This window comes from Bradyrhizobium sp. SK17 (assembly GCF_002831585.1).
Lineage (GTDB): Bacteria > Pseudomonadota > Alphaproteobacteria > Rhizobiales > Xanthobacteraceae > Bradyrhizobium.
Map to the genome: position 1 here is coordinate 41,968 of NZ_CP025113.1, position 16,871 is coordinate 58,838.

Annotated in this window: 19 protein-coding genes; 14 read left to right on the forward strand and 5 right to left on the reverse strand. The window is 65.4% G+C overall.

Going from position 1 to position 16,871, the window contains the following annotated elements:
- A complete protein-coding gene (locus tag CWS35_RS00215; protein WP_100950120.1) occupies positions 1-735 on the reverse strand; it encodes a hypothetical protein in 735 nt (244 codons plus the stop codon).
- Positions 736-942: 207 nt separating this feature from the next.
- Here CWS35_RS00215 and CWS35_RS00220 point away from each other — a divergent pair, with 207 nt between their 5' ends.
- The 6 genes from CWS35_RS00220 (at position 943) to CWS35_RS00245 (ending at position 7,282) form a co-directional block, all read left to right on the forward strand.
- Positions 943-1,770 carry a 16S rRNA (uracil(1498)-N(3))-methyltransferase gene (locus CWS35_RS00220; protein WP_100950122.1) on the forward strand — a complete coding sequence of 276 codons (828 nt, stop codon included), beginning with the start codon at positions 943-945 and terminating at the stop codon, positions 1,768-1,770.
- A gap of 318 nt (positions 1,771-2,088) precedes the next feature.
- Positions 2,089-3,255, forward strand: a complete 1,167-nt coding sequence (locus tag CWS35_RS00225) for an ATP phosphoribosyltransferase regulatory subunit (RefSeq protein WP_100950124.1) — start codon at positions 2,089-2,091, stop codon at positions 3,253-3,255.
- Positions 3,252-4,229 (forward strand): ATP phosphoribosyltransferase, encoded by a 978-nt coding sequence (hisG, locus tag CWS35_RS00230; RefSeq protein WP_100950126.1) that lies wholly within the window; start codon positions 3,252-3,254, stop codon positions 4,227-4,229. The genes CWS35_RS00225 and hisG overlap by 4 nt, the downstream gene beginning before the upstream one ends.
- A gap of 165 nt (positions 4,230-4,394) precedes the next feature.
- On the forward strand, positions 4,395-5,441 hold the full coding sequence (locus CWS35_RS00235; protein WP_024581154.1) for a glycosyltransferase family 2 protein: 1,047 nt from the start codon (positions 4,395-4,397) through the stop codon (positions 5,439-5,441).
- Entirely contained in the window at positions 5,438-6,280 is an 843-nt protein-coding gene (locus CWS35_RS00240; protein WP_100950128.1) for a ChbG/HpnK family deacetylase, read from the forward strand. The genes CWS35_RS00235 and CWS35_RS00240 overlap by 4 nt, the downstream gene beginning before the upstream one ends.
- A 129-nt stretch (positions 6,281-6,409) precedes the next feature.
- The gene (locus tag CWS35_RS00245) at positions 6,410-7,282 is read left to right on the forward strand and encodes a DUF2076 domain-containing protein (protein ID WP_168226238.1); all 873 of its coding nucleotides are present in this window, start codon (positions 6,410-6,412) and stop codon (positions 7,280-7,282) included.
- Positions 7,283-7,357: 75 nt separating this feature from the next.
- On the opposite strand, the gene CWS35_RS00250 is transcribed toward CWS35_RS00245, so the two are convergent.
- Positions 7,358-8,164 (reverse strand): L,D-transpeptidase, encoded by an 807-nt coding sequence (locus tag CWS35_RS00250; RefSeq protein WP_024581157.1) that lies wholly within the window; start codon positions 8,162-8,164, stop codon positions 7,358-7,360.
- Positions 8,165-8,474: 310 nt separating this feature from the next.
- On the opposite strand from CWS35_RS00250, the gene CWS35_RS00255 reads away from it, so the two are divergent.
- Entirely contained in the window at positions 8,475-9,251 is a 777-nt protein-coding gene (locus CWS35_RS00255) for a protein phosphatase CheZ (protein ID WP_100950132.1), read from the forward strand.
- A gap of 233 nt (positions 9,252-9,484) precedes the next feature.
- Here CWS35_RS00255 and CWS35_RS00260 read toward each other — a convergent pair whose 3' ends face one another.
- Positions 9,485-10,003, reverse strand: coding sequence for a hypothetical protein (locus CWS35_RS00260; RefSeq protein ID WP_024581159.1), 519 nt, complete (start codon positions 10,001-10,003; stop codon positions 9,485-9,487).
- 336 nt (positions 10,004-10,339) lie between these two features.
- Between CWS35_RS00260 and CWS35_RS00265 the strand changes: the two genes are divergently transcribed.
- The 3 genes from CWS35_RS00265 (at position 10,340) to CWS35_RS00275 (ending at position 12,799) form a co-directional block, all read left to right on the forward strand.
- Complete coding sequence (locus tag CWS35_RS00265; protein ID WP_018269780.1) at positions 10,340-10,636, forward strand: co-chaperone GroES; 297 nt, start codon at positions 10,340-10,342, stop codon at positions 10,634-10,636.
- Between the two features lie 131 nt (positions 10,637-10,767).
- On the forward strand, positions 10,768-12,414 hold the full coding sequence (gene groL / locus CWS35_RS00270) for a chaperonin GroEL (protein ID WP_024581160.1): 1,647 nt from the start codon (positions 10,768-10,770) through the stop codon (positions 12,412-12,414).
- A gap of 94 nt (positions 12,415-12,508) precedes the next feature.
- The gene (locus CWS35_RS00275; protein ID WP_024581161.1) at positions 12,509-12,799 is read left to right on the forward strand and encodes a hypothetical protein; all 291 of its coding nucleotides are present in this window, start codon (positions 12,509-12,511) and stop codon (positions 12,797-12,799) included.
- A 127-nt stretch (positions 12,800-12,926) separates the two neighbouring features.
- Here the strand turns inward: CWS35_RS00275 and CWS35_RS00280 are convergent, their stop codons facing one another.
- A complete protein-coding gene (locus CWS35_RS00280) occupies positions 12,927-13,295 on the reverse strand; it encodes an antibiotic biosynthesis monooxygenase (protein WP_024581162.1) in 369 nt (122 codons plus the stop codon).
- A 97-nt stretch (positions 13,296-13,392) separates the two neighbouring features.
- Here CWS35_RS00280 and CWS35_RS00285 point away from each other — a divergent pair, with 97 nt between their 5' ends.
- The 3 genes from CWS35_RS00285 to CWS35_RS00295 all read left to right on the forward strand — a co-directional run bounded on the left by CWS35_RS00285 (position 13,393) and on the right by CWS35_RS00295 (position 15,732).
- Positions 13,393-13,869 carry a MarR family winged helix-turn-helix transcriptional regulator gene (locus CWS35_RS00285; RefSeq protein ID WP_100950134.1) on the forward strand — a complete coding sequence of 159 codons (477 nt, stop codon included), beginning with the start codon at positions 13,393-13,395 and terminating at the stop codon, positions 13,867-13,869.
- A 188-nt stretch (positions 13,870-14,057) separates the two neighbouring features.
- Positions 14,058-15,257, forward strand: a complete 1,200-nt coding sequence (locus CWS35_RS00290) for a hypothetical protein (protein WP_100950136.1) — start codon at positions 14,058-14,060, stop codon at positions 15,255-15,257.
- Between the two features lie 142 nt (positions 15,258-15,399).
- Positions 15,400-15,732 (forward strand): hypothetical protein, encoded by a 333-nt coding sequence (locus tag CWS35_RS00295; RefSeq protein WP_100950138.1) that lies wholly within the window; start codon positions 15,400-15,402, stop codon positions 15,730-15,732.
- 16 nt (positions 15,733-15,748) lie between these two features.
- Here the strand turns inward: CWS35_RS00295 and CWS35_RS00300 are convergent, their stop codons facing one another.
- Positions 15,749-15,955, reverse strand: a complete 207-nt coding sequence (locus CWS35_RS00300; RefSeq protein ID WP_100950140.1) for a hypothetical protein — start codon at positions 15,953-15,955, stop codon at positions 15,749-15,751.
- A 247-nt stretch (positions 15,956-16,202) separates the two neighbouring features.
- Here CWS35_RS00300 and CWS35_RS00305 point away from each other — a divergent pair, with 247 nt between their 5' ends.
- Positions 16,203-16,730 carry an ester cyclase gene (locus tag CWS35_RS00305; protein WP_100950142.1) on the forward strand — a complete coding sequence of 176 codons (528 nt, stop codon included), beginning with the start codon at positions 16,203-16,205 and terminating at the stop codon, positions 16,728-16,730.
- The last annotated feature ends 141 nt before the right edge of the window (positions 16,731-16,871 follow it).

The following is a 16,871-nucleotide window of genomic DNA, read 5'->3' on the forward strand; positions in this document are numbered from 1 at the left end:
TCATCGGGTGAGAACGTTGCCGTTCAGCGTATCGAAGGTGCTGCCGCCCTTCTTGCTCGGGGTCGCTTCCGGCAGCGAGGCGGACGAACCCAGCACATCGCTCAGCGTCGGCCCGGCCGGCCCGCGCGGCTGCGCCGCAGCCTGCTCCGCGACGTTGCAGACCTTCTTCAGGAGAGCCTCGGTATTCTTGTGGCCGTTCTTGAGCTGGTCGGAGATCTGTGCCGGAATTCCGCACTTCGAGGCGTTGGCCTCGACATATCTGATCATCTTGATCTCGGCCTGGCTGTAATTGCCGATCAGCTTGCAGGCCTCCTGCGGGCTGGCGTGGCGATCGCTCGCGGTCTTGATCGCCTTGCCGCGCTTCTCCGCCTCTTCACGCAGCGGGACGAAATTCTTCATGCAGGCGTCGCTTGCTCCGCCTGCTCCGGCGCCCGGAGGCGGCGGCGGAGACGAGAGGCCGCCGCCCGCGATCGGCGCCGCACCATTGCTCGGGAACGGCGACGGCGCCCCACCGACCCGTGCCGCCGGCGCTCCGTTGACCGGCGGGAATGCGGAATCGGTGGCGGTCGCGGTATTCGTCCTGGCCGGGCGAGCGCCATTCACCGGCGGAAACGCAGGGTCGTTGACGGTGCCCGTCTGTCCGGGCAGCGGAGCCGGAAAAGCGCTCTGGGCCACGGCGTGGCCCATCGACAGGGCGGTCGCGGCAACGGTCAGCACGATCAGGCGGCGGATCATCGAGGGTGTTTCTCCGGCAAAAGGTCCAGGCAACCCCAGCGCAACAAAACGAAGCAACCAATTTGGGGGCGTTTTACGATTCCTGTGATGCCTTAACAACCCGTGGATTTTGGCGACAGCGCGGCGTAGGGCCACATCGGCCACATTAAATTGTTCCCCGATTTGAAGCCTTTAGGCTACGAACGGCGGGAAAATGGACGATTAGCCATGCCTGAACTCGATTTCCGCAGCCCGCGCCTGTTTGTCGATGCCCAGCTCGGCGCGGACACAATCGTTTCGCTCGACCGTGACCAGAGCAACTATCTCGGCAACGTGCTGCGGCTCGGCGCCGGGGACAGCGTGCTGGTGTTCAATGGCCGCGACGGCGAATGGCAGGCCGCGATTTCCGGCCGCAAGCGGGCGGACACGCTGACGGTCTTGGCGCAAACCCGCACCCAGGATCGTCTGCCCGACGTTGCTTACGTGTTCGCGCCGCTGAAGCATGCGCGGCTCGACTACATGGTGCAGAAGGCGGTCGAGATGGGCGCGGCCCGGCTGGTGCCGGTGATGACGCGCTTCACCCAGGTGTCGCGGGTCAACAGCGAGCGGATGCGCGCCAATGTGGTCGAGGCCGCCGAGCAATGCGGCATCATCTCGCTGGCCGAGGTCGCCGAGCCGGTGCCGCTGGAGCGCTTCCTCGCCGGGCGCGACCAGGCGCGGCTGCTGGTGTTCTGCGATGAGGCCGCCGAGGTCGCGAACCCGGTGCAGGTGCTGCAAGCCGCGAGGGTCGGCAATGCCGGGATCGACGTCCTGATCGGCCCCGAGGGCGGGTTCGCCGAGGAGGAACGCGCCCTGCTGCTGCGCCAGCCCTCGATCCTGCGCCTCGCGCTCGGCCCACGCATCCTGCGCGCCGACACCGCCGCCGTCGCTGCGCTGGCGCTGGTGCAGGCGGCGCTGGGGGATTGGGGGACCAGTGATGGACGTGCCGGCGGAAGGGTTCCCTCCCCCCTTGCGGGGAGGGTTAGGGAGAAGGGTGCCGCTTGCTCCGCTGCGTAGCAATCGGCGGAGAATTTACACGCGATTTGCCGCTGAATCTCGACGGCCGGAGCCCGGGGGCTTACCCCTCTCCCCAACCCTCTCCCGCAAGGGGGAGGGAGCCAGAGCAGAGTGCTCACCTCACTAGCTCCGCCTCTGGCCAAATTCCTGCCCTAGCCAAGCCGTCGCAAAATCGTTAACGAACCCAATCATTAAGCCACTTGGTCGATCTTTGGCCGATCCCTGTCGAAAGCCCGGGGCGGCCATGCTAAGGGCTGCGCCAACACCACTTGTGGAACCAGCCCTGGAACGCGATTTCGGGGCGAACTGGACGTCGAGATGACCGAAGCTGCCGCACCACGATCTGCCGCCGGATCCGCCGACTGGGCGGATGCGCTGCTGGCCTCGTTCGCGCAGGCCGGTTACGTCCGGTCCGAGCCTGCCATCCTACAGCCGGCCGAGCCGTTCCTCGACCTCTCCGGCGAGGACATCCGCAAGAGCCTCTATTTGACCACCGATCCGAGCGGCGAAGAGCTCTGCCTGCGCCCGGACCTCACGATCCCGGTGGCACGCGACTACCTCGCCTCGCCTCGCGCCGGCCAGCCGGCCGGCTTCAGCTATCTCGGGCCGGTGTTCCGCTATCGCGACGGCCAGCCGAGCCAGTTCCTGCAGGCCGGCATCGAATCGTTCGGCCGGCAGGACCGCGCCGCGGCCGATGCCGAGATGCTGGCGCTGGCGCTGGAGGCCACCACGGCGTTCGGGCTGAACGACGTCGAGATCCGCACCGGCGACGTCGCGCTGTTCAACGCGCTGATCGATGCGCTCGAGCTTTACCCGGTGTGGCGGCGACGGCTGATCAAGGATTTCAACCGCAAGGTTTCGCTGACCGACGACATCGAGCAACTGACACTGGCGACCGCGCCGGGCCGCAACGAGTATCAGGGCGTGCTGGCGGCGCTCGCCGGCTCCGATCGCAAGGCGGCACTGGCGCTGGTCACCGATTTGATGTCGATCGCCGGCACCACCAATGTCGGCGGCCGCACGGTCGCCGAGATCGCCGACCGCTTCCTCGAGCAATCGACCCTGAAGGGCGGCGCGCTACCGCGCGATGCCGTCACGACCATCAAGCGCTTCCTCGCCATATCCGGCGATCCCGACGATGCGGTCGCGCAACTGCGCGCCCTCGCCGGCGACGCCAGGCTCGACCTCACCGCCGCGATCGACCAGTTCGAGAGCCGGGTCGGTTTCATGGCCGCACGCGGCATCGACACCGGCAAGACCCGGTTCTCGACCGCGTTCGGCCGCGGCCTCGACTATTACACCGGCTTCGAATTCGAACTGCATGCCAGGGGCAACGGCGCCGAGCCGCTGGTCGCGGGCGGCCGCTATGACGGCCTGATGTCGCAGCTTGGATCAGCCAACCCGATCCCCGCGGTCGGCTTCTCGGTCTGGATCGAGCCGATGACCCGGCATGGCAAGGCCGCTGGCCGCGGAGTTGCACCATGAGCACGCCCTTCGTCGTCGCCGTTCCTTCCAAGGGTCGCCTGCAAGAGAACGCGGAAGGCTTCTTCGCCCGCGCCGGGCTGACGCTGTCGAAGGCCGGCGGCGCGCGCGACTATCGCGGCACCATCGCCGGCGTCGACAATGTCGAGATCGCCTATCTCTCGGCGAGCGAGATCGCGGCCAATCTGGCGCGCGGCACCGTGCATCTCGGGGTCACAGGCGAGGATCTGGTGCGCGAGAGCATCACCGATGCCGACAAGCGCGTACTGATGATCGAGGGCCTCGGCTTCGGCTATGCCAATGTCGTGGTGGCGGTGCCGCAGGCCTGGATCGATGTCCGCACCATGGCCGACCTCGACGACGTCGCATCGGGCTTCCGCGAGCAGCACAATCACCGCATGCGGGTCGCGACCAAATACATCAACCTGACCCGCGGCTTCTTCGCCAGGCACGGCGTCGGCGACTACCGGATCGTCGAGAGCGCCGGCGCCACCGAGGGCGCGCCCGCGGCCGGCACCGCCGAATTGATCGTCGACATCACGACCACAGGCGCAACGCTCGCCGCCAACGGGCTCAAGGTGCTCGATGACGGCGTGATGCTGCGCAGCCAGGCCAATCTGGTGGCATCAAAGGATGCCGACTGGTCGACCGGCGCCCGCGAAACCGCGCGCGTCATCCTCGACCACATCGCCGCCCGCGCCCGCGCCAGCAAGTATCGCGAGGTCCGCACCCGCTTTGCCGGCTGCAACGATGCGCTGCTGTCCGAGGCGCATAACCGTTTCGGCGTGGTCGCCCCGTTTGGCAGCCCGACCTCCTCGGGCATGCTCACGCTGCACTGCCCGCCCGGCAAGCTCTACGCGCTCGGCAGCTTCCTGCGCGAGCACGGCGCCGAGACCGTGTCGGTGGTGTCGCTGGACTACGTGTTCGACCGGGAGAACCCGTTGTTCGCCAGGCTCGAGGCGTTCCTGCGACAATGAGTCGGCCCCGCCGTTCATGTTGGCGACAGCCGGCCGTCGGTACCATATTGTGTCCAAGGGACATGTTGTTTGAGGTGTCGTCTGCACGCGAACCGGAACTCCACCCCGCATCAAGTGCGGGGCAGGCTTCGCTCGAGATCGCGCTCGTTTTCTGGAACCTGACCGATGATGCTGGGCTCTGACGTTTCCAGCCTGACTACCACCGCCAAGACCGCCGCCGCGCAGGGTCTGTCGATCGTCGTGCCCGTCTACAACGAGGCCGCCGGGCTCGCGGCGCTGCACCAGCGGCTGGTCGACCTCGCGAGGTCGCTCCGTGCCCGTTACGGTCTGCCCTGCGAAGTGGTCTATGTCGACGACGGCAGCGCGGACAACACGCTGGCGATCGCGCGCGGCCTGCCCGCCGACGGGCTCGACCTACAGGTGGTGTCGCTGTCGCGCAATTTCGGCAAGGAGGCGGCGCTGATGGCCGGCCTCGACCACGCCCGCCGCGGCGCGGTGCTGTTCATGGATGGCGACGGCCAGCATCCGCCGACGCTGGTGGAACAACTGGTCGCGCACTGGATCGATGACGGCTACGACGTGGTCTACACCGCGAAGGCGCATCGCGACAATGAATCGGCGTTGCGTCGGCTTTCGGTGCGCGGCTTCTACGCGCTGATCAATTGGGGCGCGCGGCAGAAGATCCCGGAGGATGCCGGCGACTTCCGCCTGCTGTCGCCGCGCGCGGCACTGGCGCTGCGGCAATTGCCGGAGCGCAACCGCTTCTTCAAGGGACTGGCGAGCTGGATCGGCTTCAGGCAGATCCGCGTCGACTACGAGCCGGCGCCGCGCGCGCATGGCGTCACCACCTTCAATGCCGGCCGGCTGATCGGCCTGTCGATCGAGGGGCTGACCTCGTTCTCGGTGGCGCCGCTGCGCTTCGCCAGCCTGCTCGGCGCGCTGCTGGCGGGCGCGGCCTTCCTGTTCGGGCTCTCGATCCTCTGGGAAGTCTGGACCACCGGCAAGCAGGTGCCCGGCTATCCGTCGCTGATGATCGGCGTGATGACGATCGGCGGCGTGCAGTTGATCATGATCGGCATCGTCGGCGAATATATCGGCAAGATCCTCTCCGAGCTGAAGGCACGGCCGATCTACTTCGTCGCCGAGCACACCGAGAAGCACGCCGACGGCGGCGCGGCGCAGAGCGCTACCGAGCGGACCGCCGCCGAATGAGCGATCCCGCAGCGCTGCGACGGATCTGGCTGTGTGCCGATGATTATGGCCTGAGCGACGGCGTCAACCGCGCGATCCGCGATCTGATCGAGCGCGGCCGGCTCAACGCGACCTCGGTGATGACCGTGACGCCGGCAATCGGCCGCGACCCCGCCGCCGCGCTCACGGCCTCGGTGGCGAAGAGCCCGCGTTGCGCGATCGGGTTGCATGTGACGCTGACCGCGCCGTTCCGGCCGCTGACGATGCATTTCCGTCCGCTCGACGGCGACATGTTCCTGCCGTTCCCGCGGCTGTTGCGCGCCGGGCTGATGCACCGGCTCGATGCCGAACTGGTCCATGCCGAGGTGCTGGCGCAGCTTGCCACGTTCCACGATCTGTTCGGCCGCGCACCGGATTTCGTCGACGGCCATCAGCACGCGCAATTGTTCCCGCAGGTCCGCGACGGCTTCCTGCGCGCCGTGAAGGAGCGCGCGCCGGACGCCTGGGTGCGGCAGTGCGGACGCGACGGTCCGCTGGCACGCATCACCGGCCCCAAGACGTTGGTGCTGAGCGTGCTGAGCACCCAGTTCCGGGCCAAGGCGAGCCGCGCCGGCCTGCGCTTCAACCCGGCCTTCGCCGGCGCCTATGATTTCACGCGCACCAGCGACTTCGCCGCACTGATGCAAGGCTTCGTGGAGGGCCTGCCCGAAGACGGCCTCGTGATGTGCCATCCGGGCTTCGTCGACGAGACGCTGAAAAGCCTCGATCCGCTGACCACGCAGCGCGAGATCGAGCATGCCTATCTGGCGAGCGATGATTTCGCTGCGCTGCTCGACCTGAATAAAGTTACATTGGCCTGATAAGGTTCACGGAAAATCGCCGGTCGGATTGTCGCATACATAAATTTAATTCAGCCCCCCACTCCTTGCGCCACAAAGCCCGTCCTACATCAGCCGCGCGCCGATTCGATCGACGCGATGGAGAACGCCATGACACCGCAAGAACGCCAACTGATCGACGATCTCTTCGACCGGCTCGCCAAGCTGGAGAATGCCCCGCGCGACAGCGAGGCCATGTCCGCGATCATGCAGGGCCTGCGCAACGCGCCGAATGCGGTCTACGCGCTGGTGCAGACCGCGCTGGTGCAGGACGAGGCGCTGAAGCGCGCCCATGACCGGATCCAGGAGCTGGAGGCCGCGGCCGGCCAGCCGCAGGGAGCGCAGCAGCAAGGCGGCGGTTTCCTCGATTCGATGCGCGACGCGATCTTCGGCCAGGGCCAGCCGCACGGCTCGGTGCCGCCGGTGCGCGCGCCTGATATTGGCGGTGGCCGCCCGGTGTGGAATTCGGGCCAGGCGATCCAGCAGGCCGGCGGCTACGGCACACCGCCGCAGCAATACGGCCAGCCCCAATATGGCCAACCCCAGTATGGTCAACCCCAATATGGTCAACCCAACGGCGGCCCGCAGCCTCCGGCGTTCGGCGGCGCTCCCGGCGGTGGCGGCGGCTCATTCCTCGGCACTGCGGCGGCGGCCGCGGCCGGCGTGGTCGGCGGCGGGCTGTTGCTCTCCAGCATCCGCGGGATGATGGGTGGCGGCGGCGGTCACCAGTCACTGGCTGATGCCAGCGGCCTCGGCGGCGGTTCGCGCCCGTGGGGCGGCGACCAATCGTCGAGCGATCTGGCCCGCGACGCCGGCGTCAACGACATCGGCTCGAACCGCGACAGCAGCTCGCGTGCCGGCCTGTTCGACCAGGCGTCGAACAACAACGACGACAATTACAACACCGATCACGATTCCGACGACTTCGACAATGATGACGACGGCTTCGACGGTGGCGGAAACGACGACAGCAACTACGCGTAACCGCGTTGCCTGACTTCCAAACACGAACGGCCGCTCTCACCGAGCGGCCGTTTCCATTTCATCCGTTGGGCGCGATCACATCACGACGACCTTGGCGCCGACATTGACGCGGCCGTAGAGGTCGATGACGTCCTCGTTGCGCATCCGGATGCAGCCGGACGAGACATTGGTGCCGATCGTCCACGGCTCGTTGGAGCCATGGATACGGTAGAGCGACGAGCCGAGATACATCGCGCGCGCGCCGAGCGGATTCTCCGGGCCACCTTCCATGTGCCGCGGCAGGTCGGGGCGGCGCGCCAGCATTTCCGCCGGCGGCGTCCAGTCCGGCCATTCGCGCTTGGCGGACACCGTCTTGATCCCCGACCAGGTGAAGCCCGGCTTGCCGACGCCGATGCCGTAGCGCAGCGCGCGGCCGTCGCCCTGCACCAGATACAGGAACTTGTTCGGCGTATCGACGACGATGGTGCCCGGGCGCTCCTTGCCGGAATAGTCGACGAGTTGCTTCTCGTATTTCGGATCGAATGGACGCTGCGTCGGATCGCCCGCCGCCTCTTCCTGCTGACGGATCATCTGCTGCTGCGGATCCATCGGCGGCAGCTGGCGATTGCCGTAGTAAGCGGGCTGCTGCTGATAGGTCGATTGCGGCGCATAGCCCTGTGACGACGGCGCGTCGCCGAACAGGAATTCGATGAAGCCGCCGCCCATGTTGCCGCGCTGCGGCTGTGCGTAGGCGGTGCGCATCGGCGGTTGCGGCGCGCCCTGGTTGGCGTAGATCACGGCGGGTTCGCCGGGCGATACCGCGTCGATCGCCAGGGCGTGATGGGGAACGGCAATAAGCGAAGACGCGCCGGCGAGCAGCGCAAGCGTGGTTTTCCTGAACATCGACGTACTCTGTACTGGTTTCGTCGTGACTGTTGCGTGGACGGAGCACGACATGGCCCCGTTGCACGTGGTCAATAAGCAATGAAAACCGCATCGGTTTGGTAAACGGATCGGCCGTTTCGATTCACCACGTCGGCAATGGCGCGCGGTTTTGCCGGACAGCGTTTATTTTGCGTGAACACCGCGGCACCATGGTTAATCTCGGGTAGCGCGGCGGTCGCGCGCCACAAGCGCAAATTGTTCCGCGTGAACCTGACGTTAAATCGCCGTTGGCTAGAACGGACCTCAGCGAAGGGGCGGGAATGAAATCATGTCAGTGAAGCGTAAGCGTTTTCGTGTCGAGCAGGCGATGGGCGAAGTGACGATGCCGGAGCCGGAGATCACCAGTGGCGTCGACATCGGTCCGATGCATCGCGAGATCATGTCCGAACTGCGCTCGATCCGCGCCCAGATGGCCGCAGCGCCGGCGCAGCGCACCGCCGACAATGTCGACGTCGTCGTCGCCCGCGAAATCGCCGAGGCGCACGCGCTGCTCGAGACCTACCGCGCCCAGGTCGAACAGTGCGAGAAACTCAAGGTCGAGCTCGACCTGATCCACGACGCGATCAGCCGCACCAAGCGCGAGATCGCCGTGCTGCACGGCAAGAGCTTCAACGGCGAGGAGATGGCCAAGGTCAATGGCGAGCTCGGCGCCGTGGTCGGCGGCACCGAACAGGCCACCCAGCAGATCCTCGAAGCGGTGGAAGCGATCGACCAGGCCGCGACCGCGCTGGCCAAGAACGTCACGCCGGATCAGCAGAAGCTGCTCAGCGAGGACATCCAGGAACGCGTGGTCGCGATCTTCGAGGCCTGCAACTTCCAGGACCTCACCGGCCAGCGCATCAGCAAGGTGATGCAGACGATGAAGTTCATCGAACAGCACATCAACGAGATGATGAACATCTGGGGCGGCGTCGACGCCATCAAGTCGCACGTCCCCGCGATCGTCGACACCCGCGAGGGCGACGCCCGCCTGCTCAACGGCCCGAAGCTCGACGGTGACGCCGGCCACGCCTCGCAGGACGACATCGACGCGATGTTCAATTGAGGTCTATCTGGACACAGACGAAACGCCGGTCCTGAGGGCCGGCGTTTTTGTTTCGGCAGTTCGCCGCTCCCCTTCCCTTCTCCCCTATCCGCGAACTCAAATGACAGATTTAGACTCGCGGAGAGATACCCCTCACCCGGATTGCATCTGGCGATGCAATCCGGCCTCTCCCACGAGGGGAGAGGCGAACCGACTATGCGGCTCCAGGTCGGTTGGAAGCTAAGCTCTCGCCTTTACGCCCGCGGCGCGCAGCGGACGTAGACCATGTTGCCGTAGCGGGTGGCGGCGTCCTTGTCGACGAAGCGGGTGATCATGACCCGGCCGTCGAACGAGATGATCTCGCGGTCCTGCTCGCCGGGGGTCGGGCCGGGCGGGCCGATATAGTTCTTGCCGCTCGGGGAACCCTTGAGGCGCAGTTCCTGCGGGGTGGCCTGGTCGGCCAGATGCATGATGACGCCGCCGCTCTGGCCGGCACCGATCACGTAGGGCTGCTTGCACTGGCCGCGGGCGGCGGCCTCGGTGCGGGCGCGGTCGGCGGGATTCTGGAACGAGGCGAGACCCCAACGGCCGACGATCTCGTCGGCGCGGATGCTCGCGGGCATCTCCGGGGCCACGCCAGGTTCGGTGGGAGCCGGCTCGGTGTTCGAGGACAATGACGGCAGACTCATGCTGCCGCACGCCCCCAAGAGTGTCGTCAGCGCCGAGACAGCCGCGAACCGTGCGACCAATCGCGCGTTGAGTGACCTTATCATATGCATCCCCCGACAATTTCCCGGCCGCACCCGTCCTGCAGCCAAGCGTAAAACTTAAGGCGGAGCAATGACGTCTGACAAAATTACGTCATCGCTACGATTTGGTTTCTGGTCCACCATCCTATATTGGCCTCACCAAGGCCTTAACCAGATTTGGGCCTTGACCTCGTTTGCTTGACAGGAAACCCGGCAGGCCATATTTCCCGGCGCACAATTAGCACTCTTGTATCACGATTGCTAAATGCGCCAGGCGTTCCGCCTGGCGCCGACCGGACCGGCATTCAACACCAGTCTCGATGAACCGGACCTGAAACCGAGCTTCCAAGAGGGAACGTCATGGCCAAATCCACCTTCCGCCCCCTGCATGACCGCGTCGTGGTCAAGCGTATCGATGCCGAGGAGAAGTCCAAGGGCGGCATCATCATTCCGGACTCGGCCAAGGAAAAGCCCTCCCAGGGCGAGATCGTCGCCGTCGGCCCGGGTGGCCGCGACGAAGCCGGCAAGCTGATCCCGATCGACCTCAAGGTCGGCGACCGCGTGCTGTTCGGCAAATGGTCGGGCACCGAGGTCAAGCTCGACAACCAGGAACTCCTGATCATGAAGGAGTCCGACATCATGGGCGTGCTGGCCTGATCACACCCTCTCCGTCACCCTGAGGAGGCAGCGAAGCTGCCGTCTCGAAGGGTGAGCCCCACAACCCATCCTTCGAGACGCGGGCCAGGGCCCGCTCCTCAGGATGACGCCTTTCCCAGGAGTTCAAAACAATGGCTGCCAAGGACGTAAAATTCGCCGGAGACGCCCGCGACCGCATGCTGCGCGGTGTCGACGTGCTCGCCAACGCCGTCAAGGTGACGCTCGGCCCCAAGGGCCGCAACGTCGTCATCGAGAAGAGCTTCGGCGCTCCCCGCATCACCAAGGACGGCGTCACCGTCGCCAAGGAGATCGAGCTCGACGACAAGTTCGAGAACATGGGCGCGCAGATGCTGCGCGAGGTCGCTTCCAAGACCAACGACACCGCCGGTGACGGCACCACCACCGCGACCGTGCTGGCCCAGGCCATCGTCCGCGAGGGTGCCAAGTCGGTCGCTGCCGGCATGAACCCGATGGACCTCAAGCGCGGCATCGACATCGCCGTCGCCGCCGTGATCAAGGACATCGAGAAGCGCGCCAAGCCGGTCGCCGCCTCCTCCGAAGTCGCCCAGGTCGGCACCATCTCGGCCAATGGCGACACGGCGATCGGCAAGATGATCGCGCAGGCCATGCAGAAGGTCGGCAACGAAGGCGTCATCACCGTCGAGGAGAACAAGTCGCTCGAGACCGAGGTCGACATCGTCGAGGGCATGAAGTTCGATCGCGGCTACCTCAGCCCCTACTTCATCACCAACGCCGAGAAGATGACCGCCGAGCTCGAGGATGCCTACATCCTGCTGCACGAGAAGAAGCTGTCCGGCCTCCAGGCGATGCTGCCGGTGCTGGAAGCCGTGGTGCAGTCCGGCCGTCCGCTCCTGATCCTCGCCGAGGACGTCGAGGGCGAGGCGCTGGCGACCCTGGTGGTCAACCGCCTGCGCGGCGGGCTAAAGGTCGCCGCCGTCAAGGCGCCGGGCTTCGGCGATCGCCGCAAGGCGATGCTGGAGGACATCGCGATCCTGACCGGCGGTCAGCTGATCTCCGACGACCTCGGCATGAAGCTCGAGAACGTCACGGTCAACATGCTCGGCCGCGCCGGCAAGATCGTGATCGACAAGGAGAACACCACGATCGTCAAGGGCGCCGGCAAGAAGAAGGACATCGACGCCCGCGTTGGCCAGATCAAGGCGCAGATCGAGGAAACCACCTCGGACTACGACCGCGAGAAGCTTCAGGAGCGCCTTGCCAAGCTCGCCGGCGGCGTTGCCGTCATCAAGGTCGGCGGTGCCACCGAGGTCGAGGTCAAGGAGAAGAAGGACCGTGTCGAGGACGCGCTGAACGCGACCCGCGCCGCGGTGCAGGAAGGCATCGTGCCGGGCGGCGGCGTCGCGCTGCTGCGCGCCAAGAAGGCGGTCGGCCGTCTCACCAACCCGAATGCCGACGTCCAGGCTGGCATCAACATCGTGCTCAAGGCGCTGGAAGCTCCGATCCGCCAGATCTCGGAGAACGCCGGCGTCGAGGGCTCGATCGTGGTCGGCAAGATCCTCGAGAACAAGTCGGAGACCTTCGGCTTCGACGCCCAGACCGAGGATTATGTCGACATGGTCGACAAGGGCATCATCGACCCCGCCAAGGTGGTGCGCACCGCCTTGCAGGACGCCTCCTCGGTCGCCGGCCTGCTGGTGACCACCGAGGCCATGGTCGCCGAAGTGCCGAAGGACGCGGCGCCGGCGATGCCGGGCGGCGGCGGCATGGGTGGAATGGGCGGCATGGGCGGCTTCTGAGCCTGCTCCGCACCTCCGCATCGAGATCGAAGGCCGCCTCCGGGCGGCCTTCTTTTTTGCGATTTGATGACGATCGAGAGGTAAGGACCGTCTGATGTCCCGCGACGCCAAGTCACTGACGACAACGCTGACGTTGTTCTACGCGATCGGCGCAGTGCTCGCGTTGGGCGCTTATGCCCAGGATAGCATCGATGATTTCGCGGTCGTCGTGACGTTCTGGTTCAAGCAGACGCTGACGTTCATCGTCCTCGCAGCAGCCTATGGCCTGTATTGCATCGTTGCCGGTGCGGCCGGCCATCGTCCGAAAGCGCCGCTGCGATTTCTCGACATAGCCTTTCTGGCTGCCACTGCCACGCTCGGCGTTAGCATGCTGGTTCAGAGTTGAGTTACGCGGCGCACATCGCAGATCGTAGGGCGGATTAGCGAAGCGTAATCCGCCGCATCTCTCCGCGAACGGCGGATTACGCCTTCGGCTAATCCGCCCTACCGGTTCAATTTCATGTCAATCCGATCTACGCCACGCACACGCCCGACACCGCGACCTTCTGGAACAGATGCGGCGATGCCACCGCCGAGGCCGGATAGGCCGAGAGCTTGGCCCTGAACTCGGGGTTCGCAAACGCCGCACGGAAGGCGGCGGTGGATTCCCAGACCGCGTAGTTCAGGTAGGCCGGGCTGTCGCCGATCGCGCGGTGCAGCTGGGTCGAGATGAAGCCGGGCTGCCGCTTCATGATGGCGGCGTCGTCCTGCCAGGCCTTCAGGAAGCTGTCCTCATCGGCCGCATCGAGCGTGAAGAGGTTGACGAGCACGACATTGCTGGCGTCGACCGCGAGCTGGCGGTCGATCGGGAATGCGGGGTCGAGGGGACGCATCTGCGGCATGGTTGGCTCCGTCGATATGGTGCTATGATGTCATTCCGTGATGATGGATACATGTAGATATTGACATTATGATGTCAATATACTTCCATGGTGACAAATGCCCCAGACCAAGCGAACCCCGGCCGGCGAAGTCCTGAGCAGCCTGATTCCCGACCTGTTCAGGCTCAACAGCCTGCTGTTCACCTCAGGTGACCGGCTGGTTGCCGGGCTCGGGCTGACCAGCGCGCGTTGGCAGATCCTCGGCGCCATCGTCGCCGCAAAGCGGGCGCAACCGGTCGCCTGGCTGGCGCGCGACCTCGGCGCCGCCCGACAGAACGTGCAGCGGATCGTCAACGACCTCGAACGGGACGGGCTGGTCGCATTCGAGACCAATCCGCATCACCGCCGCGCCCAGCTCGTGGTGCTGACCGGCAATGGACAGCAGGCTTTCGAAGCCGCGATGCGCCTGCAACTGCCCTGGGTGAACGGCCTCGCCGACGGGCTGTCGATCAAGGACATCGAAACCGTGAGCCGGATCGTGAGCACGCTGCGCGGCCGGCTGGAGAGGGGCGAGGAACCCGACGCCCGCGCGTGACGCGAAGTCGCCTCCGTTTGTCATGGAAGCGACATCGTCCGTCGGACGGCCACGCCCGGTCGCGACAGTGCCGATCGTCAGGTCGCTCGAAATTGATAGCCGCCGTTAGGCGGCCTTCTTTTTTGGCCAATGACACGGAGGTTTGCTAGTTACGACGGAACCGATTCTGCCCTTCGAGGACTTATCGTATGCGCGCGCTCCCGCTCCTGCTGCTCGGACTTGCCATCGCCTCGGCGCCTGCTGTTGCCCAGATCAAGCTGCAATCGAAGGCGGCGCCGGCCAATGGACCCGAGACGCGCTATTTCACCTCGATCGACGGCCTGATGGACGGCAACGCCGACGTCGTCCTGAAGGAAACCCGCCAAGGCAAGACCGTGACCGCGGCGGTGCTCGACCTGTGTTATCCCACCGACAGGAATTCCGGCCGCAAGGACCGCTTCGTCGCCAATCTCGCCGTCAATGGCCAGACCCTCTCGGGCACCGCGCAGAGCGTGGTCGACAAGCAGCCGATCACCGTCAAGCTGAATCGCAAGCAGAGCGGTGACGGCTTCGAGTTCCGCGGCCAGATCACGATCGGCCAGACCGTGACCGAGGTCGCCTCATCTGACAATTCCGACCTCAGCGAGAAGGAATTCCAGGACAACCAGGGCACCGACGACGGCATCACGCCGCAGCCGAAGGATTTCACCGACGTCTCGCCGGAATCGATCGGCGTGCGCGTGAAGCTGGATGCGGTGGCGGATTTCCTCAAGGGCCTGCGCGGCGAGGCCGTCGAGATCGGCACCTCAAGCCTGGCGGTGACCTGCGACGCGATGCGCGCCGGCGAGCAGACCATCAACCTCACGGTCGATCCCGAACACGCAAGCGCGCTGCTCGCCAAGGCGAAAGCAGCGCCCGGCGTAACCGCGGCCGGCTGGACCAGCGGCGTGGTCGAGATGGATCGCACCATCCGCTTTGCCGCCGCCGACTGGCGCGACGGCGACAAGATCAACAAGGACAAGCTCGCGTCGGCGATCGCGGGCGTGCTGGCGAAGACGCTCGCGGCAAAGCCTGCCTCGGCAACCTGGAACGCCAACACCGGCAAGCTCAAGCTGGTGCTGAAACGGCCGAGCCCGGTGTTTCCCGCGCTCAGCCTCACCCAGAATTATGAGGTCACCGCCCTCGTCTCACCGGACAAGCCCGGCAGCTCGGACCGGCTGATGCTGTGGGTCTCGAGCCCCACCGTCTCGACCTCGGACGACAGCGCCGGCGCCAAGCTCAATCTCTCCGACGATTCCAGCAGCGACGAGGAAGGCAGCGAGACCAAGGACGACAACGGCGCGATCGACGCGCTGCTCAGGGAGTTCAAGGGCCAGCGCTGGGACGCCGACAAGTCGGTGTGGCGCTAGAACGCTTTCCAACGAAGTGGACGCCGGTTCGCGTCAAGAAAACGCGTCAAAACAAGAATCTAGAGGCCCCGTTCCAATTCAATCGGAACGGAAAAGGCTCTAGGGACTGCGCTTCAGCACAATCCCGTCCGGAGGGGTCGGCATGCTGTTTGTGTTTGGCTATCTCGTCCCGGGGAACGACTGGCCGGTCACGCTGATACGCGTGACCGAGGCGGTCTTTGTCGCCGCAACCATCACCTGCTTTTTCTTCGCCGGCACCGTGCGACACGACAGGCCCGAATTCCGCAGGCTGCTGGTGACGATCGGGAGTATCAGCGCCGGCATCGGCGTGGTGATGCCGTTTGAGCTTGCGCCATTTTTCTTCGACGTCCGTGGCGAGGTCATGATGGCGTCAGTGATGCTGATCCTGCTCTATCCATTCACGATCCTCGGCTTCTGCCTCCTCTTCCTTCTGCTCACGCGCAGCTCCGTGTAGCTCACGGTCGGCCGAGTCAGGCCGCCCGGTTCGGCAGCGGGACGACATTCGCGTGTCTCTTGCTTGCTGTCTCCGCAGCAGGATCCGGGCCGGACTGAAGCATCCCGTCGTCCCTGACGAACAGTTCGAAATGTGGATCGATCGCAAGGCGCTCGAACAGCGCCTGCAATTCGGGCCTGAGCCCGTCGCCGCACGGCGCGGCAATCGAATGGAATTTGCGCATGATCGTCTCCTGTATTCATGCCAACACGATTTCGCGTTCGTGCTCTGCGAACCACCCGTTTCCCGATTGCGCCATGGCACCCGAAGACTTGCGCCAAGCGGCATATCGGCAAAGCGGAATTTCGATTCGGTCGTGATCGCACGCCCGATCTGGAATCGGGTGTCCGACGCAGCTCTGTGAATGTTGACTGCGCGCATCGACACCACGCCGGCCGCGATACCGGCAATGCGCAAAAGGAGACGAGCAGATGTCAGAGGACAACAAGAACGTGGTCGGCCGATGGTTCAAGGAATTTTGGGGCAATCCCTGGAATCCGCGCATCATCAACGAGCTCGCAACCGCCGACATCGTCGTGCACTACCCGATGCATGAACCGAAGCGCGGCCGCGCCGCCGTCACGAAGTTCATGACCGAGTTTCGCGAAGCGTTTCCCGATCTCAATTTCTGGGGCGTCGGCGATCTCGTCGCGGAAGGCGATCTCGTGGTCGGCCGCTGGGAAGGCGGCGGCACCCACACCGGACCTGCATTCAGCGACTTCCGCCTCGGCTCGCTTCCCGCGGCTTCGGGTCGCCAGATGAGGTTCACCGGCACCACCGTGCTGCGCGTGCGGGAGGGACGGATCGCCGAAGAGCTCGGACAGGAGGACGCCATCACCGCCATGCTGCAACTCGGCCTGATCCGCCTGCCCGAACACGCCGGCCCCGCGGCACGGCCGGGCGGCGAGTTGCCTGCCGGCTGGAACAACATGTCGGGATATCCGGAGGGGCCGCGCTGAGCACGGCCGGATCCCACGGCTTGATCGACGATCGCATCACAACTCCCGAACGCGCTTGTTGCGCGTTCGGGTAGCGCAATCGATCGGCCTGGCGAACTTGAAGGTCTCTAAGACGCGCCCTCGCTGGACGGATTCCAAATA